The sequence below is a fragment of the Acaryochloris sp. CCMEE 5410 genome, from assembly GCF_000238775.2.
Taxonomy (GTDB): Bacteria; Cyanobacteriota; Cyanobacteriia; order Thermosynechococcales; family Thermosynechococcaceae; genus Acaryochloris.
In genome coordinates this window covers 4,157,371-4,179,185 of sequence record NZ_AFEJ02000001.1, presented here as the reverse complement: position 1 = coordinate 4,179,185, position 21,815 = coordinate 4,157,371, and the positions used below count along the sequence as shown (strand labels likewise).

The 21,815-nt window shown below is 49.6% G+C and carries 14 protein-coding genes and 1 pseudogene; 3 read left to right on the top strand and 12 right to left on the bottom strand.

The genetic code is table 11. The features are described from left to right. Positions 1-22 precede the first annotated feature (22 nt). The 6 genes from ON05_RS19250 to ON05_RS19225 form a co-directional block, all read right to left on the bottom strand. Complete coding sequence (locus tag ON05_RS19250) at positions 23-1,108, bottom strand: hypothetical protein (protein WP_010472502.1); 1,086 nt, start codon at positions 1,106-1,108, stop codon at positions 23-25. Positions 1,109-1,169: 61 nt separating this feature from the next. Next, entirely contained in the window at positions 1,170-1,691 is a 522-nt protein-coding gene (locus ON05_RS19245) for a hypothetical protein (RefSeq protein ID WP_139025700.1), read from the bottom strand. A gap of 86 nt (positions 1,692-1,777) precedes the next feature. Next, the gene (locus tag ON05_RS19240) at positions 1,778-3,712 is read right to left on the bottom strand and encodes a hypothetical protein (protein ID WP_010472506.1); all 1,935 of its coding nucleotides are present in this window, start codon (positions 3,710-3,712) and stop codon (positions 1,778-1,780) included. Positions 3,713-3,749: 37 nt separating this feature from the next. Next, positions 3,750-5,036 carry a hypothetical protein gene (locus ON05_RS19235; RefSeq protein WP_010472508.1) on the bottom strand — a complete coding sequence of 429 codons (1,287 nt, stop codon included), beginning with the start codon at positions 5,034-5,036 and terminating at the stop codon, positions 3,750-3,752. 57 nt (positions 5,037-5,093) lie between these two features. Continuing rightward, positions 5,094-6,062, bottom strand: a complete 969-nt coding sequence (locus ON05_RS19230; RefSeq protein ID WP_010472510.1) for a hypothetical protein — start codon at positions 6,060-6,062, stop codon at positions 5,094-5,096. Between the two features lie 51 nt (positions 6,063-6,113). Then, a complete protein-coding gene (locus ON05_RS19225; protein WP_010472512.1) occupies positions 6,114-7,280 on the bottom strand; it encodes a hypothetical protein in 1,167 nt (388 codons plus the stop codon). A gap of 574 nt (positions 7,281-7,854) precedes the next feature. Between ON05_RS19225 and ON05_RS19220 the strand changes: the two genes are divergently transcribed. After that, positions 7,855-8,160 (top strand): DUF962 domain-containing protein, encoded by a 306-nt coding sequence (locus ON05_RS19220; protein WP_010472514.1) that lies wholly within the window; start codon positions 7,855-7,857, stop codon positions 8,158-8,160. A 12-nt stretch (positions 8,161-8,172) separates the two neighbouring features. On the opposite strand, the gene ON05_RS19215 is transcribed toward ON05_RS19220, so the two are convergent. The 4 genes from ON05_RS19215 to ON05_RS19200 all read right to left on the bottom strand — a co-directional run bounded on the left by ON05_RS19215 (position 8,173) and on the right by ON05_RS19200 (position 12,536). Further along, a complete protein-coding gene (locus tag ON05_RS19215) occupies positions 8,173-9,738 on the bottom strand; it encodes an alkaline phosphatase (protein WP_010472516.1) in 1,566 nt (521 codons plus the stop codon). 477 nt (positions 9,739-10,215) lie between these two features. Continuing rightward, on the bottom strand, positions 10,216-10,653 hold the full coding sequence (locus ON05_RS19210; RefSeq protein ID WP_010472519.1) for a neutral ceramidase: 438 nt from the start codon (positions 10,651-10,653) through the stop codon (positions 10,216-10,218). 125 nt (positions 10,654-10,778) lie between these two features. Next, positions 10,779-11,699 carry a transposase gene (locus ON05_RS19205; RefSeq protein ID WP_262561451.1) on the bottom strand — a complete coding sequence of 307 codons (921 nt, stop codon included), beginning with the start codon at positions 11,697-11,699 and terminating at the stop codon, positions 10,779-10,781. A gap of 222 nt (positions 11,700-11,921) precedes the next feature. Then, on the bottom strand, positions 11,922-12,536 hold the full coding sequence (locus ON05_RS19200; protein ID WP_039780173.1) for a neutral/alkaline non-lysosomal ceramidase N-terminal domain-containing protein: 615 nt from the start codon (positions 12,534-12,536) through the stop codon (positions 11,922-11,924). 55 nt (positions 12,537-12,591) lie between these two features. Between ON05_RS19200 and ON05_RS19195 the strand changes: the two are divergent. Then, positions 12,592-13,832 (top strand): annotated as a pseudogene (locus ON05_RS19195) (ISAs1 family transposase). Here ON05_RS19195 and ON05_RS19190 read toward each other — a convergent pair. Together ON05_RS19190 and ON05_RS19185 are read right to left on the bottom strand one after the other, a co-directional pair. After that, positions 13,813-14,862 carry a neutral/alkaline non-lysosomal ceramidase N-terminal domain-containing protein gene (locus tag ON05_RS19190; protein WP_010481406.1) on the bottom strand — a complete coding sequence of 350 codons (1,050 nt, stop codon included), beginning with the start codon at positions 14,860-14,862 and terminating at the stop codon, positions 13,813-13,815. The pseudogene ON05_RS19195 and the gene ON05_RS19190 overlap by 20 nt on opposite strands. Positions 14,863-15,003: 141 nt before the next feature. Beyond that, positions 15,004-16,251, bottom strand: a complete 1,248-nt coding sequence (locus tag ON05_RS19185; RefSeq protein ID WP_010481404.1) for a diguanylate cyclase domain-containing protein — start codon at positions 16,249-16,251, stop codon at positions 15,004-15,006. A 432-nt stretch (positions 16,252-16,683) separates the two neighbouring features. On the opposite strand from ON05_RS19185, the gene ON05_RS19180 reads away from it, so the two are divergent. After that, complete coding sequence (locus tag ON05_RS19180) at positions 16,684-21,795, top strand: caspase family protein (RefSeq protein ID WP_010481403.1); 5,112 nt, start codon at positions 16,684-16,686, stop codon at positions 21,793-21,795. The last annotated feature ends 20 nt before the right edge of the window (positions 21,796-21,815 follow it).

Sequence of the window (21,815 nt, the reverse complement as noted above, 5' to 3'; positions counted from 1 at the left end):
TCATCGATAGAGGAGAGAAAGCTCAAATCGGTAAAGACTTGCGATCGCGGGTACTCCGCAGCGCAGACGGGACGCCAGGGAAGCGCTGTCCTTCTGGGGTGGTACGGTAAGCGGCTAACCAAGCCTCAGCATGGGGACCAATGGGACGCAACTCCGTTTGAAAAAGATGTGGATCAACGGATGTTTCAAAGTTGTTGTCGGCTACAAACTGAAGGATACGACGACCACTTTCCGCCATCTTGGCTCGCTGGGACGGTTCAGCTGTCCCCCCTAAATAGCGGTTGGACACCACTTCAATCACATTCCATTTGGTATTGGCATCAAAGGCTTTTTTGATATCGGGGGCATCCAGGAGTTTCAAGACTGAATTGAGGTAATGCCCCACTTCCATCGTCAAAGCAAAGATATTGCCATAGGTCGAACGGTCAAGGGCATAGCGCAGATCAATCCCTAAACGCTGAACGGTGGCTGAGCTGCCGAAGGGGCGTTGGTTAATCATCGGTCCGCCTCGGATGACTTCACTCACCTGAAGATCTCTAAAGTATTGAGCGACGGCTACGATGAATCCCACTAATTGCCGATGGAAATTGACATTGGTTATTGCTCCTGCCGGAGCTTTAGAGCTACCGTAATTGAAAGCCCGTCGGTAAGCGATCATGCGATCGCGTGTACCATAGCGCAGGGGCTTCCATTTTTCTACCAAATACAAAGCCCGTGCGCCGGGACCCCGCTGAATCCGCATTTTGCCCAGACGGAATAGCTTGAGCAATACATCCACCACCTTAAATACCTTCATTCGCTCATGTTGGTAGATGTAGTACAGCTCTGCTGCTGCATGGAGTTGGCTAGGGACCACTGAATCATCAAAATCTGGCTGTACATAGGGATAAGGCAGGTTTTCAAACTCGACAGCCCCTTTATCCCCAAAGCCAACCAAGTCCAAAAAGCCATCGCCCCCTCCGTTGGCCGCATTTTGGAGTAACTCGGAAAATCGGTCTTCAAATTGCTGAGCAAATTGCTGACGTTGTTCGGGTGGGACTTCCGCTAAACTTTCTCGTAGGAAGTCATCCCACAAGCGTTGTATGGTTTCAGTGGTTTGGTAGCTCATGGTAAGCGTCCTTCTTCAAACAGATTCGCTTTCACAAAATTTTTCTGACAACGTCCAGGCTTCACGATTTTCTAGCCCCCCGCTTTTTCTGAGTCGAAGTTTTTGCGGTTGTCGTTCTTGCTGACTCACCAGTGGACTCTACTTCGACCAACTGCTGAATCGTATCTACATATAGTTCTTGGCACAGTGAGCAATACTTGTCATAATCTGCTTGCGTTGACAGGGTAGGGGAGTCTAGGAGAGCCTCCAAACGTTTTAAAAGCGCAGGATTTTTGGCCACTGCCTGACGATAGCTGTTGTACATGGGCAGATTCTTCATGCTTGAAAGTGCTGCTCCCAGGGCCTGAGCATCCTTTCTATAGACCCCAACCACAACCTGAAGATAAATCAGGACAAATGAGACTATAAACGTTTGCTGGGGCGGTTGTGGCGGATCTATTTTGGTAGCAATGGTGTCGAGCTTGGTGCATACAGCATCGAGTCTACTGCTAACGCCTTCAATGGCCTGCACTATTTCCCTATTGCGTTTATGCAAAGCGGTAAACTGTGTTGGATTGGTATGGATTGAAGTTGAGTTAGCCATAACCATAGGAGTTGACCTCGCACTTCTGAACTGGATCGGTGGTAAGTGATTGTGGTGCCTCTTAATCTGAAGATGTTGAAAATTGACTAAGAGGTCGATGACTCGATCGGCTGGCCAGACTCCTCTTCATCGTTGCTAATTTCTCGTTGAATTCGATCAAGATTGCCATCAATACTTGCTTCAGCATTTGCCACAGCGCTCAGACTTACTTCATATTGAGCGGGTAGTGGGAAATTCAGTACACAGGGTTCTCCGTTACCCGTGGCATTCTGTCGGGCATTCCGAATCACAGCTTCAATAACATTAAAAACACCAAGATTGCCGTTACTTCCACTAAATGGGATGCAAGCTGGGGCCATGGTTTGTATTAAATCTCTCCAGCGCCTTTCGGTATCTTGTTGAATACATAATTCTTGGTCGACGAGCTTCCTAAAATTTGGTCCGTTTGGTGGATCATCATCGGGTAACGCAGGTAACGGTTCATCATCGGGTAACGCAGGTACCGATTCATTAGTATCGTTACTGGGATTCATTGAGTTAATTCGCTCAAATAGGAGATTACGAACTTTACTGAGAGCAGTGCTAATGCGACTAATTAGCGCATCCGGATTAGGATTCAGTGGAGATGGAGGTAAACAGGTATCACCGTTAATACTCATGCCTTGCAGAACTGTGTCTACCATGTAGCTATAGGCAACGGCTCGATACTCTGGTTCATCGTTCTCGGCCGTGCCCAGTGCATAGAGATCAATGGCACGGTCAAGATCGTACAAAATTTTATCCAGAATAATTTGACACTTGACGGTTTCGGGCGTGCAGCCACATCGGGCAAAACAGTCCAGTAGCTCGGCGAGTCGATTACGCTCGATAGCAAGATCGACCAATCGTTGTTCAGCCGATTGTTCATTGGCTGAGTTGCCATAAAGGCCATAGAACAAAATAGGGGGCCGTGCTAACCGCAACAAGCGAAATCCACCCGCTCCTTCAAATGCATCAATAAATAATTGCAAAGCTTCTAAAAAGGCTGTCAGTGGGGGAGACTGGGGATCGACTAGACCACTGGCAATCAATACCAGGCGGCGCAGACGCGGGATTTCGAGCTGGGCCGTTGCCCCCAGATGGCGTAACCCTTCGACATTGCCATGACTGGCCCGCTGAATAAGCATGTCCATAATGCGAGACAATTCATTTTCGGTTAATAAAGACCGCAGATCCCCCTGTCCCTGGTCGTCCAAATGTTTGTAAAGTTGGCGATAGGCATCTACCCCCCTAGGCCATTCATTTGGCGCATACGCATCTTGAGTAGAACCAATAAAATTCCTCAAAGCATAGAGAACTGAATCTCGGCGAGACTGAAGTTCGCTATAGGGAACTTGGAGCAAATAGCGACTCCGGTTAAAGCTAACATTTGCTAGTGCCTCACCCATAGTTACCAGTAGCACTGCAGTCACTTCATCAATACTCTGGGCTAGGTTGCGATAGTTCACATTAACAACGGGTGAACTTAGTGCACCTACTAATCTCACCATACGGGCATAGTCCCCTAAAGTGCGACGAATGCCAAAGGTTTTGTCTCGCTGGCTGGAGTCAAGGGCAAACCGGGCTGAGTGAAATGCCTCGGTCATCGCTGAACGAATGGCCATCGCCCAGCCCTCTAACTCTGGAGTGACATCTTTAAGGATGGCGTTGCTCGTTAATTCCTGTAGATCTCGCTCCACATCGTTCATAGCCTGCTGTAGTTCAGCATCTGAAGAGGTTTCAGCTCGAACCATAGGGGCTGGTGTTGAAGGGGTTAATAGAAAAGGTACCCCCTCAGCTTCGCGATCAATCGCAACTGCTTGCGGAGTCCCTTTATAACGGTCTAGTAGTGCTTCAGCCACCTCTTGGGCATTATTTGGATCACTTACTCGCAATTCACGACGAATTAAGTTATCTAAGGCTAGCTTAGAGTTAGCACCATCTCTGGGCCTCGTGCCATTGTGGCGAGTGTTGTAGTAAGAATGGCTGGACTGAGCTACCATGGCTTTCGTTGATCTCCTATGGCTAAAGCATTGGGTATTAGGCGGCTAAGGCTTCCTGGGTTGCAATCGAGGTTAGTGTAGGTGGATCATTAGAATTTGCTAAATGAGCAGTCACCAATTGACTAATCTTGTTTGGGGCAACCTTGCCAGAGGATAAGGCGTAAGCCGAAGCACTAACCAAGTGACGAGGGGGTAAATGAGTGGGAACTTTGCCTGTTACTAACGTTTTAGCCCCGGCCTTAATCCATTTTTGATCCTGAGTTGTAAACGGGATAATATCTGCCAGGGCACGCTGACCTAAATTTTGGCGCGTTTGATAGGCAATTTCGTCTACTACTTTTGGAATTAACCGATCCGCCGTTTGCAACAGGCGCGCGGGGAGGCGACGCGACGTTGCAGGCTGATAGAGACCTTGCCAAACTCGCTTTAAGTGGTTGGATTCAGCTTCAAAGCGCATTCGCCGGAGCATTTCTGCTAAAATCAGAACCCGGAGATAAGCAGTGGGATGGGCTCCCCCAGGGCGATAGGTTAAAGTGCGGGTGGATGGGTTAGCGAGAAAGATGGCCATTCCCCAGGCAGCAGCGGGTCCCCCCAGTAATAATGCTGCTAAGTCAGCAAAAATCTCTTTATGCCAGCGACTATAGGTTTGCGTGAGGGCAGGATCGGTTGTGCCCCGCAAAACCCGATGAAGAACAGCTTGACGATTTTCTTGCCATATTCCCAGATCCGCTTGGAGATTGTGGGCGACTTCATGGAGGAAAACAGCCTGCCAGGGGTTATCCCGATCCCAGGGAATCCGAATAATCGGAAAAGGATTGGGTTCCCCCAGCAAACGGCTGAGGACGACGCCCCGACGCATGGTGGCGGGTGAATAACCATGCTCCATATAAGTGACAGGTTTCAGGAGAGAACCCTGAAACAAACGTGGAGCAGCTTGATGAATGGCCGTATAGCAATCAGCTGCGATCGCATCATAGGCATCAAGAGAAGGAGCAAATGCTGACCCCCGCTGCCCAAAGATCTCGAAGAAGAGGCCAAAGGCACGCCGCGCCCGATCTAACTCGCGTTCCACAAGAGCGATATCCGCAAGAACACGAGGTATGGGAGCAGTAGCCCAGGTTTGTTGGACGTGGTTCAGGCGTTTCATGACTTCACGGTCAATTTTGGCAAGACGTTGGTTAGCAGCTTTGAAATGATTCGGAGAAGGAGCATAGGACCAATCTTGGGGACGAATGCCAACTGCGGTGGGGGTGATGCTAGCGAGTCGCCCGGCCCGCGCCGCTAGCATCTGAATTTTCATGCGCAGAAATGCTCGAACTTCCATGATCCTGATTCCTCTAGTCAACAGCTTGATTCCATCAGCTTGATGACAAGTGCTGGATTAGCAGCGGACAGAGACATTCCCGCACACGTGGCAACGGTAATTCTTACCTCCCATCATCCGATAGGGATAGGGTTTTTTCGTGCCCTTCACCATGCGCTTCATCTTCGCCACTTTCTTAACTTTATTGGCCAGACGACGGGTCGTGGTTGGGCTTTTTGCCACTTTTGCCGTCGTTTTCGGAATCGTCTTGGTGACAGGTTGGCCCGTTTTTTTGGTGACTACCTTGGCTGCTTGAACGACCTTGGGCATTGCTTTTGTCGCTTTGGCTCCTCGGCGACGGCCCAACATCTTAGTCGATTGCTTCACTTTTTTAACCAGCTTGAGCCGCTTAGATCTTGGTAAACGAGCCACACCAGGCATTGCCTTGCGAATAGCCAGACCCGCAATCACAGGTGCTGCAAGATCTAACTCATCTGTGTAATCAGCAAAGTCAGCAAGGGCATCAATGGCTTCAAACTCATCCGCACCATCAGCTCTAAGTTTGCCTAAGATACTAGCAATCCTGCCAGCAATTTGAGCTTGAGGAATAGGTAGTTTCGACAGGATTGGGGCTGCTGTTCGAGCAACCTTACCAATAATGGGCGCTGCCTTTTTAGCAACCCTGACAGCCTTTTTGCCCACCTTTTTAATTCCCTTCCACAGTTTTTTCAGGAATTCATCTGTGTCATAGGCACCCAGGGCATCAGCAACGACGTAATCTAGTGCATCGAAGTCATCATCATAGTCATCGAAGTCATCGAAGGCTTCAAAGTCATCGTACTCATCTTCAAAGTCATCATAGGCTTCGAAGTCATCGTACTCATCTTCAAAGTCATCATAGGCTTCGAAGTCATCATATTCATCTTCAAAGTCATCATAGGCTTCAAAGTCATCGTACTCATCTTCAAAGTCGTCATCGTAGTCCATCTCGGATAGACCTTCTGCTTCTTCGTAAAATAAGTCGTCCATGACATCGGTGGCGTACATGATTCTTCTCCTTCCTTCAGTGGTTGGAACTGGGATAAAAAACTAGCTCCCTCAGGGAGTCCGAATAATAATTTCTAATGGCCCGTTAACCCGAAGTTGTAGGGGCCTGTCACTTGGTCTTGCCGAGGTTAGGGTCACGGCACCTAGATTAGATGAGGATAAAAGCTTTATCAGTTTGGGACTAGCGGCTGTTCGCAGGGCTGACTGACGCAGGAGCTTAGGCAAAGCTTTTGCCGATAGTCCTTTGCGAATGGCTAATTGTCCCAAGTTGTAGGCGACACCTGGTAGGGCTTGCACTGCCCCGCTCTCTAGGAGCGTGGTAACTGCTTGTTCCGTAGACTCGAGTAACCGCTCATAGAAAGCTGGACTCAATTCCTGACCCGGTTGATCTAACTTGGGTCGAATCATCACTCGCGCAGTCAAACCAGTCAAGATAGGTAAGGCTGCATCCACATTCAATTCAGCAAACAAAGTGGCTGTGTCTTCAAGGGCATCTAGTTCGTCTAACCCTCTCAGGGAATAGCGCCTGAACATAGATCGTAGTTCTCTTAAAATACAAACGAGCGGCTGATAGGGGGCTTCCAAAGCTGCTGCTTGCCCTCGTCCATGTTGTTCTAACTTGTGTCGTCGATGTTGGTGGCCGTTATGCTCAGCCTTTCGATTTGTTGCGCTTGCTTTGCGCTTATGCTGACGTCGAGGTTCAGTTTGAATGTTTCTTTTGTCTATAAGAGGGACGACTTGGTCAATATCATTTAGAACATGCTCAAAAAATGCTGTGGTATTTGCTGCATCTAATGCTTCAACCATGCTGCGTTCTAGCAGGTGATGAACATTAGCCACCCTATCAATATCGTTTCCTAAATCTAGTGCAAAAGACTTGGTCAGACTTTGAATAACTTCATCAATAAAGGCATCATCAGAATCATCCAGCAAGGTGTCGCTAGACTCATCCATAGGATTCATTTGCATGAAATCTTCTGTAAAGTCTGGGTCATATTCATCACCAAAATCTTCTTCATAGAGATGTTCATCACTGCCATCTACTCCATCGCAATCATCATCATCAAATGGAGTTTCAAACACTTGTGAACCAAAGATTCCTTGGGCAAGATCCTCTTCTCGATCTAGACGTTTTTTAGCTGGTGTTTTATTATTTGCATCAGGAATTTCTGCTGTGGGAACGTCCACAACTTTACGACGTTTAGATGATCGTTTCATGGAGTACCTACCTTCAAAGAATAGGAATCAAGGGCTCAATAACTGCTATGCCTTTAATCGTTAGCACTAAGAACTTCTGAGAAAGTCAGCTTTCGAGCCAACTCACTACACTTTTTGACTGAGCGACTGTCTGGATAAATTCTCAGCTCTTTAGGTATTAAAATTTACAGACTCTTTTAAAAAAATGTAATCAATAGCGATCTGCTTGAGATCAACACTAGGTGCTGTTAAAAATTGGAGCAAGTCACATTATTCTGGTGACATATCTTGCGTATCTCAAAGAGAGTAGCTTAAATGAAGTACCTTGACTCTTAGATGTTTGATATCTGTGATTCAAGCAATACTGGACTATCTACTCATTTCAGGCATACTCATTTCTTTGCAGAAATCGGCATAACAGTTCATACCTAGACTCTAAATTCGCGCTTTATAATTCTTAGTCAAGAAAATAATCATCAACCTTGTTAACACTTAAAGTAAATGGTGAAAAAGTGATAGTTAAGCAACAAAAAATAGATTCTCATACAATATGAAGAATTACCTTGATCAAAGGCAGGAAAGAGTATAAATAATCATGCAACTAGAATTTTGTAATTTTAAAGAGTTTTACCCTTTTTATCTATCTCAACATCAAAATTTAATCTGTCGGAGGTTACACCTCCTAGGTATAACCTTGGGACTAATATCCTTGCTGACGGTAATTAGCCTTAGGAACTGGCTTTATCTACCCCTGCCCCTCGTGCTGGGCTATGGCTGTGCCTGGATCGGTCATTTCTTTTTTGAGAAGAACAAGCCAGCCACCTTCAATTATCCGTTGTGGAGCCTACGAGGTGATTTTGCCATGGTGAAGGATATGCTAACCGGCCAGATTGAGCTTTAAGTGAGCCGCATATCAAGGGTTTGCCATGGCTTCTATGGGGATGGCTCCAGGTTTGCCATTTTTGACTTGAAAAGAAGCCAGGGTTCGAATAGTGGACTCAGACTGTTCAACGGAGTCAACGATGCGTAAGTGGGTGGTCCAAACCTCCCGCGTGATCTGACAAAGGACATAGCCTCGATGGCGGGTATCCAAAAATTTGATGTGAGGATTGATTTTTTGACTGACGGAATAGAGCACCTGGGGTAGCCCCGTAGAACTAATGGACGTACCCACAAATTCAGTCCCAATGATAGGGGACTGAGGATCCTGAAAATTTGTCTTTAGATCTGCAACCCCAAAGGCATGGATGTCTCCCCCAATCACAACCACATTTTTCAGAGGGCGTTGCTCAACAACATCCAAGATGCGTTGGCGTGAAGCATAATAGCCATCCCAGCCATCTGTCCAATACCCAGATACTGTTTCCAGGCCAAACTTCAGTTCTGCCATCAGCTGTTGTTGGGCAATCACCTGCCAATGAGCGGAAGAGTTTTGTAGGCCCTGGATCAGCCATGCCTCTTGTGGTTTACCCAGCATGGAGCGGTCATCTGCTAGACGGTCTTGGCAGGCTGAGACTATCGCGCCTCCTCCTATTCCCTCAGTGGCGCAAGGTTGATCGTCCCGATATTGCCGATTATCTAAGCAATGAAACTCCACTAATTGGCCAAACTGGAAGCGACGAAACAGTTGGACTTGGCCATTTTGAGGCTGAGCGGTGGGCCGTAACGGCAGATGCTCGTAATAGGCTTGGTAGGCTGCCCATCGACGTTGGCGAAATACATTGGGGTCATCATAGTTTTGGGACTGGTCTTGGGCATAATCCTCATCGACTTCATGGTCATCCCAGATGCAGATAAAGGGAAACGCTGCATGGGCGGCTTGCAACTGGGGGTCACTTTTGTACAGGGCATAACGTAAACGATACGTCTCTAGATCGACGGGGTTAGGCCCTATATGTTGTCTGGGCCGACCTGCGTGGGGACCGCCTTCGTAGATATAGTCCCCCAAGTGAAAGACCAGATCTAAATCTTCTTGAACGAGATGTTGATAGGCCGTGAAGTATCCTTTTTCATAATGCTGGCAAGATACAAAGGCAAACTTTAATTGCTCAGGGTCTGCGTCCAAGGCTGGCATCGTTCGGGTTCGACCAATCGGGCTTGTTTCTGACCCCACCTGGAATTGATACCAATACCACTGGCCTGGAGATAAATTGGATACCACCACATGAACGGAATGTCCCCATTGTGGCGTAGCCTGGGTCGTTCCCTGTTGAATCACCTCAGTCATCTGGGCATCCGTTGCAATCTGCCACTGAACAGGAATAGCAACCGCAGGCATGGGTTGCTCTGATAAAGGGTTAGGGGCTAACCGTGTCCAGAGGACAACGCTATTGGGTTGAGGATCGCCGGAGGCAACGCCTAGGCTAAAGGGATAGGCAGAAAATTGGGGTTGAGCCAAGATCGGGGGGGACTGATCCTTGAGAACGACAAGACCCATGACTGACCCCACCGTCAACAAAAATTGTCGTCGATTGAGCATTTAAATATCGGTTGGGTTAAGCACTACAGGACTGGGGTCGGAGGCCATGACATCTAATTCTCAGATTTCTAAATATGCGGGAAACGATCTGCCATGGGTTGTGAGGGGAGGGCCTTGGAATGGGTAAGGTTGGCAGCGCAGCCATTGTGAACTGATACATAGAGTAATCGTTGCAAAGATTCAGTTGATAATGCTTCAGCTAAGTCGACTCAAAGTTCTTGTTTGGCACCTGATCGCCTTGAGATTCCAAAGTTAGTAAGAGAAAGCAAACCCGTAGCCTCTGAATGCAGGTATGGACCTATCACAGCGATAAGTGACATCTGGGCTATGTAATATAAATGTAGTATAAATGCATTGCATTGAGCTTGGCTTTTGTTCAACTCTTATCGTAGAAATGACTGCTCAAGCCGCTATTAGCCTCACTTAAAAGTTTGATGAGGGGGAAATGAGAGGTTGAATCGGGGCTGGATGAAGCAGCTACAGGCCAAAGCATAAGGGACGGTAAGGCGATACTTCAATGCTGCGGTCGGAATGGATCGTCACCAGGGAATTGACGGAAATTTTGGCGTTAGCCCCATCAAACTTCACCACTAACCCCGTCTGTCGATAGTCTTTGGGCATCATCCAGGCCACGTCGATTTCTGGGGGTAACTTCAAGGCAGCCAGCTTTAGGGGTGGAGAAGTTTCATGCTGATGAAAGGTTGGAGCGAGGCGCACTTTGGTTAAGTTCCTAAAGGTCACTCTCGGCAATATTATTGTAGGATCTGGAGCTGGAGGCACTGAACCCAGCGAGATAGGTTGTCCCCGCTTCATGGCTAACGCCAACTTGCGAAACTCTTGCTGATAAGCCATCAACGTATACGGCCCATATAATGTGGATGCGCCCTGACTGCCTGACAGATCTTTGTATTCCATAGCTCATAAAGCTTTGCACTGTAGAGAGCGGATACGAGAGAACCAGATTTTGTTGTAGTGTTTCTTTTGAGCTTTTTTAGAGGCAAAACACGGTTGCGGATCCTTGGTGAATAAGGGGACTGGCATCAACAACTCCCGTCCTTTATGGACCACCCCCTTGAGCCACCGCAATCCAATCTTGAGATAGCTAATGCCTCTGTGCCAATGGGGATCAACCTGTTGGCGTAGCCCTTTAATATGAACAGCCATCCCTGAGCCGTGCTGTATAGCAGTGCCACAGCAGCAATCAGGTACAGCCTCTCCAGAGCATCAGCACAGCGAATTTTCGACTCTTCAAGCTCAAACACACCAGATTTACTATCGAGGAATAATTCTTCCACCCGAAACCTCAAGGCGTATTGCCACAAGGTTTGTAACGAGGGTGATTCATCTGTAATCACTGCCCATGGTTCTTTTACGCCTCGGATATTCGCCAGTACCAAATTGCACCGATAGAGGCCATCATCCCAAAGCCCGACATTACGGTAGAGGAGAGCTTCTCCTTTGGATGGCCATAACCTACGGACTTCTCTTGGACATTGACGGGGGCCATGGAGAAGGACATCACATGGGATACGCAGACAGTAATGCCAACGGCTCTGCTGTAACCAGCTCATCAGTTGATGGTTCGCGAACCCACGATCTGCTAACAACATGACATCTGGATGCTGCCGTAATAACCAACGGGCCTGACGCAATAGCGGTTGATATTCCTCAAAAGCAACCGCCGCACTCTTGTGCTCTAATACTTTCCATAACAACGGTACTGCTCTGCCACAGCAGACAACGGATACATGAATCATGCAGTATTCATTCCATAAAACCGTGGTATCCATCGCTAGGTAAAGGCGATGGGTTCGCCAGTTCTTAAGCGCTAGAAGGACCAAAGGGACATACAGTTTGTGGACATCAATGAGCGGATTGCACAGAAAGCGTTGCCAGCGACGCTCGACACTTTGGGCTTTTTTGCTCGGCAGGGGACATAGGATTCCCAAGCAGATAAGCATAATCGTTCACTGCAGATTAAGGCGCTCACCATCCATCCCAGGGTCATGAGATGACGCAAATCTCGATAATGGCTGTGTTGACGTAAAAAGGAGAACAGTTGACGATAAATTTGGGTGGAGCCTGACATTTGAGTAACGCTGATTTGTGCTTAAATCTAGCTTCACATGTCGCTCCACTCTTTTCTCAAAGACTATGAAAATAAAGGCTTTGAGATACTTCTGTCAGGCAGTCAGGGATGCGCCTTCGTAGTGCTGGGCCTGGTACTCTTCAAACGTTGTGATGTATTGGGAGAAGGCATTAGCGTAAGTCGCAAGGGCAAGATAGTCTGCTTTTAGTGCAGCCTGGACCGTTGACCGTAAGCGTCGTCCAGCCATGGTGGTGATTTCACCAGGAATACCCGTTAGAACCAGATTGCCAATTTTAAGGATTTGAATGGGAACTTCTTTTGGCGTAATGGGGTAGTAGTCCGTTTCCGAATCTGCTAAACCGGGGGCAAAGGCAATGGGTTTGGGAGCATGGCCGTCAACAAAATCTCGGGTAAGCTTGCGGTCCAAGTGGCTGGGGAGTTCAGCACCGGGCATCTCAAGCGCAGCAATCACACCAGAAGCCGCTAAAATTGCGGACTCAGCCTTGGTAATCGTTCTGACGGTGATGCCTTCTCTAAATTGAAAAGGTGGATCGCTATCTTCGCTACTGCCAGCAGCAAAGGAGAGTCCTAACGCTGCGGGCCAGGTCCGCTTCCCCGGCTGGTCGGCAATCTCAATATGGGACATATCGATAAATGTATGCTGATAGTCGATGCTGCCCTGCAGGGGTTCTATGCAGGGGCAGCGCAAGAAAAATAAAGCTGTAATATGCTATGGAACTCCATTCTGTTAAAAGGGTTTCCCCATGGCTACAGGATTCAGCAAGCCTCCTTCCTCACCAGCTTCCACTGACTCATCCTCGTCACTACTGCCAACCACGGATTGCGATCAGGCTTATCAACAACTGACCGAGTGTTTTGAGGAGTTGACTGATCCACGGGGAGGCCAAGGTGTCCAGCATCCGTTTGTCAGCATCGTCGTGATTGGACTATTGGCAAGTTTAGGTGGCGCACAGGGGTGGGAAGATATTGAAACCTATGGTCTGAGCCATCAGGATTGGTTGTCGAGTTTTCTGAGCCTACCGTCCGGAATACCGACAGCAGACACCTATCGACGGGTGTTTGAGCGTATTTGCCCCACCGCCTTTGAGCAGAGTTTCAATCACTGGTTGGATCAGGTCGTGACGACCCTCGGTGCTCAAGTGATCCCGATTGATGGCAAACAACTCAGGGGCTCCTATGACCGCAATCAAGACCAATCCGCCTTGCATCTGGTCAGTGCTTGGGCCAGTGAATATCGGTTATTTCTGGGACAAGTCAAAGTCGAGGACAAGAGCAATGAAATTACGGCGATCCCAGCCCTCTTAGAGCTGTTAGACATTGCCGGGTGCATTATCACCATTGATGCGATGGGGACTCAGCACGAGATTGCCTGTCGCATTCAGGCCAAAGGCGCAGACTATGTACTGGCCCTCAAAGAGAATCATCCCACGCTGTTTGAGCAGGTTGAGCAATGGTTTGAAACGGCGGAAGCGAATGAGTTTAAGGGCATTGAGTACAGCTATGATGTGCGGGTGGAAGCCGGACACCATCGTCGCGAGAAACGACAAGTTTGGGCGGTGTCCCTTCAACAAATGGGTCCTCTGTACAAGCAGGCGCAGTGGAAGGGCTTGCAAAGCATCGTCAAGGTCGCTCGGACCCGCCACTTGTGGAACAAAACCACCTATGAGGTGATGTTTTACATCAGTTCTCTACCGCCCATTGCTCAGCAGTTGGGCAAAGCCATCCGCCAGCATTGGTCGATTGAGAACCAACTCCACTGGGTCTTAGATGTGACCTTTGGCGAAGATGCCAGCCGTATCCGCACAGGACATGCGCCGGAAAACATGGCCATCCTGAAGCGCTGGAGCATCAACCTCCTGAATCAAGAAACGTCCTTTAAGAAAGTACCCGTCAAAAACTAAAACGGGCGAGCATGGATGAAGCGTATATGCTCAAAGTTCTAGGCGCTTCTATTCCTTTACAGTCTAGCCTTTCAGAGACATAATTTTCTTGCGCTTACCCTGGGGTTCTATGGCTTGATCAAATAAGGCTTGGGCCTGCTGATATTGCTGGTGGCCATGTTTTTGCATTCGCTCGCGATCGTTGACGCCTGTTGGGATAGAGCCATAGGCGACATTACCGGAGACATCACCACAGTTGGCATTGGCAAAGGCCGCGATGATGGGTTCGCGAGACGCCGCTTCAAATTTCTCTGCCGCATATCCTTTGTTATCCCCCGTCACTAGGGTGTTGTACTGTCCACGATCTGTGGGATGGATGGCGTACCAGTTCAAGAGACCTATGGGTATCTCGGTAGTACCGTTCACATGGACAAATTTCAGCAGCAGCATCTCATTGTCGGTGTCGCGACCGTACTGTTTGCGTTCTGCTTCCGGATTTTGCTGGTAGGCTACGGATGAGCGTTGTCTGCCGCAATCCTCGATTTGTCCTTGGTTGACGTAGATTTTGCCAGGGGCTAGTTGGTCATGGGCTTGCTGAATCGCTGCCACAATCCCTGAGACGATACATTCAAAATTATGACGATCAAAGCCGCCAATCTGGTTGGGTCCGCCCAGGCTATGGTTGTACAGATAGTAGTGGGAATAACCACCCGGTCCGCTGTGGGTATGGGTTCCACTGATGAGCAGATTATCCAGTTGATAAAGGTCAGGTCCATAAATCTTTTGCAGGCGCTGCAAGACTTCATGCTTGACGATATGGGTACCAGACCAGAGATCTGTGGATGCGATCGCAACCCGCTTCGCAGACTCTGGATCAACCACAATAAAGGCTTTGGCATAGAGCCGGGATTCAACCCCCGTCGTACGCTGATGCTTATCCGCCATCCCTTGCATCCCCAGACCAATGGCAGGATCGATAATATCGCTTTTGCCCACGCCAACGAGATACTCAGTACCGGGCAACTCAACCGCTTGAGCCGGATCTCCAGAAAGGTGATCGAGAATCACTGAGCCCATGGCCATACTGACAGCACTCAGAAACTGACGTCTAGAGAGGTTGAAGTGGGGTTGCATCAGCTACATCCGATCGCAAAAGCTAGCCAGACTGTCTAGCCAATATTGTAGAGTTCAGGGTTTGAGTCCGACACTCTGAGCAAGACACTCAACCGATTCACCTATAAGCGGCATCATAAATTTCATCTGCGGTAATGCCCCTTATGGGTTATCCCAGACAACATATCGATCTCGCCCTTGATGCTTAGCTTGGTATAGGGCTTCATCCGCTGCTTGTATTAATTGTTCAGGGGAATAATTAGCATTAGGAATCATCGTAGCAATGCCCAGACTTAGTGTGACAGAAGCATGGCTTAACGATGAGCGATGAGGAATTTGGAGTTGGTGAATGGCCGTTTGAATCGTCGTTGCGATTTGGATGGCATCCATACGACTGACATTGGGTAAAACAATGGCAAACTCTTCACCACCATACCGGGCAGAAAATTCTCCAGGACGTCTGATGCTCCTGTCTAAGACTTTGGCTATCGACCGCAAGCATTCATCTCCGGCTGGATGACCATAGGTATCGTTGTAGTTTTTGAAATAATCAACATCACACAAAATTAAAGATAAAGGGTGCTGCAGTCTCCGAGCGACTTTCCAGGCCTGCTCTAAACGCTGATCAAATTGGCGTCGGTTGGCCAATTGAGTCAGCTCATCCACCGTGGCTAATCGCTCAAGGGCAGCTGTTCTTTCAGCAACTTTCTTCTCTAGTTCCTGATTAAGGGTGCGGAACCGACCCACAGCCAGCCCCAACCCCATCATGGCCAACGTGATGATGATGGTCAGGGCCAGATAGATAGTCTTTAAACCTCCCTGAGCCGTTTGTAGGCCCTGTTCGAGAGGCTGTGTGATTTCGGCAATCCCTCGAACCTGACCAACCTTCCAGTCTTTTTTGGGGCTACTGGGCAATGTATTGTGGCATGCGACACAACTGGGTTCCATCAAAACAGCTTCTGTATATCGAAATGAAAGACGATCTCCCACTCGCTCTTTGCGATAGTAAGCGGCCTGGGGATGCTTTTGGAGATAGTTCAGTGCAGCCCGTTCAAATTGATCTTGAGGGCCTCCTGTGGCCTGTCGATGGGGAAACGGAAAGTTGCTATAGAGTCGGAAGATGGTCCCTGTGGACTGGTTACTCAGCAATTCGCCCAGTTCAATCGTAAAGGTGGCGGGGTTGGGAATGCCGCCACTGACAGCATGATATTCAGGGATAACTTGAACATCCTTGATAGACTCTAGGCGATCAACGACATCTTCGCTATAGAACCGCCGGGCCTGATTTAAGGTTTGAATAACAACGCTTGAATATTGCACCGCTTGGCTATCTACCCAATATATGGAGAGATAGTAGGTCCCCACAAAAGCGACTCCCAGCCCCAGACTGAACAAGATGATCATAATCATAATCACCCGCTGGTACAAACGCTGAAGCAGCCGATTTAGGAATGTACCGGACATCATTAAACCAGGATGGAGTTGGGATAATTCAGAGTGTCCACTTCTATATCAAGGATGATGATTCTAGTTAAAAATTACAATTCTCCAATGGTCTAGGCTTATTTCTCTGCAAGAAGTTAACCAAAAGTGAGATAAGCATTTGATTCTGCTAATTTTTATTTCTTTACACCTTTTTAGCGAGCAGTCTCTAATTGGATCGCAACCGTTTTAGGGCAACATTATCAATGCATCAGCCGTCCGGTGCCAGCCGCGATGCGATCAAAATCGTGCTGTTTGCATAAATCTTGAGGCTGAACCCTATAAGTTGGAGAAGGCAGCCCATGCCAAGTTCGGCACTAGCCTTAAACACATCAAAACTGGGTGAAGCACACCACCGTTATGTCCCCTGTTAGCGTCAAAACCAGTCGATCAACCCGAGCATTGGAATCGGGAGAAGCCAAGCTATGGGTCGTGTTGGTGGGAGTCAATCATTATGCTGATGCCCAGCTATCGGACCTGGCCTACCCAGCCTTAGACTGTCAGGGATTGGGGGGTGCCCTGAATACTGCCACAGCGGCATTTCCGCAAAAATCTATCGTCTTGCATCACGATCATCCCCAGGCATCTGACTCCTCACCCGACTTGGCAGGCGTTCGGACGAGCTTGCAGCAAATTGTCGAGCAGGCTCAACCGCCAGACACCCTTCTGTTTTATTTTTCAGGTCATGGCGTCGTTGACCCGTCGACTCAGCAAACCTTTCTATGCCTCGCTGATACCCAAAAGGAACAGCTACCCCAAACGGGGCTGCCGGTGCAGGAATTACTCACGACCCTGGCCAATAGTGCTGCTCGTCAGCAATTGGTGTGGCTGGATGCTTGCCATAGCGGCGGTATGAGTATGCAGCTGGGGAGTAAAGATGAAACCCCAGACCCATTACCCAATCCAACCCCCCAACTGATGGCCCTGTTACGACAGCGGGCGGCCCAGAGTAAGGGGTTTTATGCGCTTCTATCCTGTGATCAGAACCAACAGTCCTGGGAGTTTCCCGAGCTAGAGCATGGGGTGTTTACCTATTACCTCATTCAAGGATTATTAGGAGATGCCGCAGACGACGACGGGGTGATTGAAGCCGATGCCCTCTATAAGTACGTCTACTACCAAACCCTGCGCTATATCGATAAGGTCAACCAGCAGCTTCGACTGATCAACCAGCAAAAGCGAGGTCGAGGCGAAACCCAGCTCGATGCCGAATATCCCCAGCAAACACCAAAGCGGATTGTGGAAGGGGTGGGGGAACTGGTGTTGGGTCTGCAGCCGGAGCTGCCCGTCCATGCCTATCCTCGACAAGCCCTGATGGTGGCAGGGTTGGCAGATAATCCCACGGCTCTAGCCTTCGGAAAAGTGTTGCGCGGGGCGGGGGCCTTTGAGCTGACCTATTTCCCCCAGGCGGAGCAAACCTGGCAAGACGTGCGAGACGCGATTCAAACCTGTTTGCAAGTTGCGGATCCAGTTCAACCTGTCCCAACGACGGTGACGACCGCCCTCCTCTACTTGCGGGGCAAAACGGAACTGACGAAAACGGGCGAGGCTCATCTGGTCTTACCGGAAGGGGTGGCGATGAGTCGGTCCTGGTTACGGCAGATGCTGCGACGGTCGCCTTTGGCCCAGCAAATTGTGATTCTGGATTGTCCTGGAGCCACGGATCTGCTGGATTGGATTGAAGACTTGCAGACCCATTATCAGGGCCAGTGTCTGTTAGCCTCAGCGGCTCCAGCGGATCAGCCGGAACAGTTTGCAGATGTTTTGTACGAGACCCTAACGCAAGCCAATACCCAAGAGGGGATGCCTGTCGCTAGCTGGATTGCTCAGTTGCAGATGCAGCTAGCAGGAAGTGAAGTGCAGCTGCAGACCTGGCTATCAGGGGTGCAGGGCGTGATTGAAGTCTTGCCTGGTGGGATGGGAGCGCGTAGCACCACGTCAGATTTTGACTTAGGCATTTGCCCCTATATGGGGCTGCGGGCCTTTGGTCCCGATGATGCCCCGTTTTTCTTTGGACGGGAAACCTTGACCCAGCAACTGATTGAGACGGTGCGAGAGCGGTCTTTTCTAGCTGTTGTGGGCGCTTCCGGCAGCGGTAAATCCTCCGTGGTACAGGCGGGGTTGATGGCCCAGCTCCAGCAGGGACAGCATATTCCAGACAGTGACCAATGGTGGGTGCGAAGCCTCCGACCAGGGGCCAAACCAGCCCAAGCGCTCGTGGAACGTTTAATCGAAAGTGGTACTGCTAAGGAGCAGCAGTACCAGCGGCTGCAGTTGGAAGGGATGCTCTATCAGGGGACTGAGGGGTTTGTTTACTGGTTGCGATCGCAACCTCAATCCACCATTGTCCTCGTGATCGATCAGTTTGAGGAATTATTTACCCTCGCATCCTCCGAAGATCGTCAGCAGTTCTTAGACCTCATCTTTGGAGCTATAGACCATGCAGACGATCGCTTTAAGCTGATCATCACCCTCCGCAGCGATTTTATTGCGCCCTGTTTGGAATACCCTGCCTTAGCCCAGCGGTTGCCAGAGTCCAATATTCTAGTGCCCCCTGCCCTGACGGCGGAGAATTATCGCCAAGTCATTCTCAATCCAGCAGAGCGAGTGGGCTTAGCGGTTGAACCCGAACTGGTGGAGGTCTTGCTGGAAGAACTGAGTAATCTCGCAGGAGATTTGCCACTGCTGGAATTTGTTCTAGAGCAGCTTTGGGAACAGCGGCAGCCTGGAGCGCTGACCTTAGCCATTTATCAGCAGCAAATTGGCGGCTTAAAAGGGGCGTTAGAACGCAAAGCCCAAGCGGTATATGACGGTTTGGATACAGAGGCTCAAGCCTGTGCCCAGTGGATTTTTCTGGCTTTGACCCAGTTGGGGGATGGTACAGAAGATACCCGGCGGCGGATCAAAAAGTCTGACTTGATTGTGCCCAAGCATCCAGCGGAATTAGTGGAGCGAACGCTCAAAGTACTGACGGATGCCAAGTTAGTGATCGTCAGTTTAGAGGAGGATCTGGCTCCAGCCCAGATCTTAAACAGTAAAGGCGATAAGGCATCCGAACCCCCTGAACCCGACTGGCTGGAGTGGATTAAACAGGATGTCACCGTGGAAGTCGTCCATGAAATTCTGATTCGTCACTGGTCCACCTTGCGCTGGTGGTTGGAAGAAAACCGGGTCCGTCTGCAAACCCAACGTCAGATCGAGCAAGCGGCGGAGGATTGGCAGCAGAGTCAACGGTCTCCCGATTTTTTGCTGCGCGGGGTGCGCCTGGATGCCGCAGCGGAACTGTATGTGAAGTACACAGATGAGCTATCGGCGGAGGTGCAAGCCTTTGTTCAAGCGGGTTTATCAGCCCAAGCGCAAGAGCAGAAACAGGCCCAACAACGGTTGCGACGGGCACGAGTAGCAGTGGGGGTTATTAGTGTCCTGGGTTTAGCGGCGACGGGACTGGCAGGCATGGCGTTTCTCCAGCGGCAGCAGACTCAGCTCAGTGAGATTCGGGCCTTAAATGCCCTGGCTGAATCTCAGTTGCGATCGCATCAACAACTCGAAGCGCTTCTCACCAGTACCCAAGCTGCAAGACAGATGAAAAACCTCTGGGGATGGGGGATTGATGGCCATACGTTAGGTGCAATCCGCACCCAAACTGCCTTGACGTTAGGAGATGCGATCGCAAACACCCATGAACGAAACCGTCTAGAAGGCCATACCCAACGGGTCACCTCCGTTAGCATCAGTTCATCAGGGCAGTGGATTGCGTCGGGTAGTGATGACCAAACGGTGCGGATTTGGCAGGCAAACGGCCAGCACCTTTATACGCTGAACATTGGCGAGCAAGTCAATGATATTGCCTTTAGTCCTGATGACCAGTCCATTGCCGTGATTACGACTCAGGGAACTGTGCAACGATGGTCTCCCAAAACAGAAAAGCAGCTTTCCAGCTTTGCGGCTTCCCCTCAGGGAACAGGCTTAGCTTTTCATCCCCAAGGCCATCAGTTGGCAACCGCAGGCCGAGAATCCGTAATTAAAATCTGGGATACCCGTACAAGCCAACTTGTAAAAACCTTGACTGGACACCAGGGTTGGGTCAATGCCGTTGAATTCGCTGGCAATGTACTTGTATCTGCCAGTGAAGATAAAACCGTACGGATTTGGGATGTGGCGAAGGGGAAAACGCTCCGTACTTTGCCCAAACAGGCTACCGCCGTCACCGATATCGCTATCAGTTCAGATAGTCAGACCCTCGCTGCTTCTATGGAAGACGGTACGATTCAGTTATGGTCTCTGTCGGGCCAGCTACTGCATACGTTGGAAACAGACAATGTTGTCGTGACTAGCGTTGCCTTTGGCCCGGATGGCAACACCTTAGTCTCCACCCATGCCGATCACAGCCTCCGTCTATGGCAAGTTGCCACAGGTAAACTCTTATCCACGCTGAAAGGACATGGCGCTCCAACCCTAGATGCTGCCTTTCATCCCAATGGCAACACCTTAATCTCAGCCAGTATCGATAAACAGGTCCGAATTTGGGCCACCCCATCCATTCCTGAAGACACATCACCCATCCTGGCCATGGCCATTAGTCCAGACCAGCAGATCTTAGCTACGGCCAGTCTAGACGGGGTGATTCAGCTCTGGCGACCCGATCCACAAATGGGCAAAGTCCTGTTCAAAACCCTCAAAAGCGAAACGCCCACATATGCCCTCCGATTTAGTGCCGATAGCCAACAGCTAGTATCCGGGCATGACCCAACCATTCAGGTGTGGGATATCCATGAGGGGACAGTGCAACGCACCCTCTCCGGCCATACAGGCAAAATTAATAGTCTCGCTTTCAGTCCGAATGGCAAAACCCTGGTCTCGGGTAGTGATGACCAAACCCTTCGCCTATGGGATGCCACCACGGGAAAACCTGTCAAAACTATCCAAGCTCACGATGGCCCCATTACGAGCGTTAGCATGGGACCTCGTTATTTAGCGTCGGGCAGTGATGATGAGACGGTGAAGCTGTGGCAGCTGGACGGCACCCCAGTCAAAACCCTAACGGGGCATAGCTTAGCCATCTCCCAAGTCCAGTTCAATTCTGAAGGCAATCTGTTAGCGTCGGCCAGTTGGGACAACACGATCAAGCTGTGGCGAGATGGGACGTTAGTGCAAACCCTGACGGGCCATCAAAATGGGGTGACAAGTTTGGCGTTTCTTCCCGATCAGCCGATTTTGGTCTCGGGCGGTGCGGATCAGTCGGTTAAGGTGTGGCAGGTAGATCAAGGCAGACTGCTCAAGACGCTGGATGGGTTAGGCTCTGTGGCACAAATAAATTTGCTGGGTAAGCAAATATGGGTGAGCACCGGCGAGACTCTCCAGAGTGCTCATATCGATCTGGACATTTTATTAGCGAAGGGGTGCCGTCATCTCGCCAGCTATCTCACAACGGCTGCTAAGCGACTGCCCTCGCAACGGCAGTGTTCTCCATGATGTCACTGACCCAAGGTTTA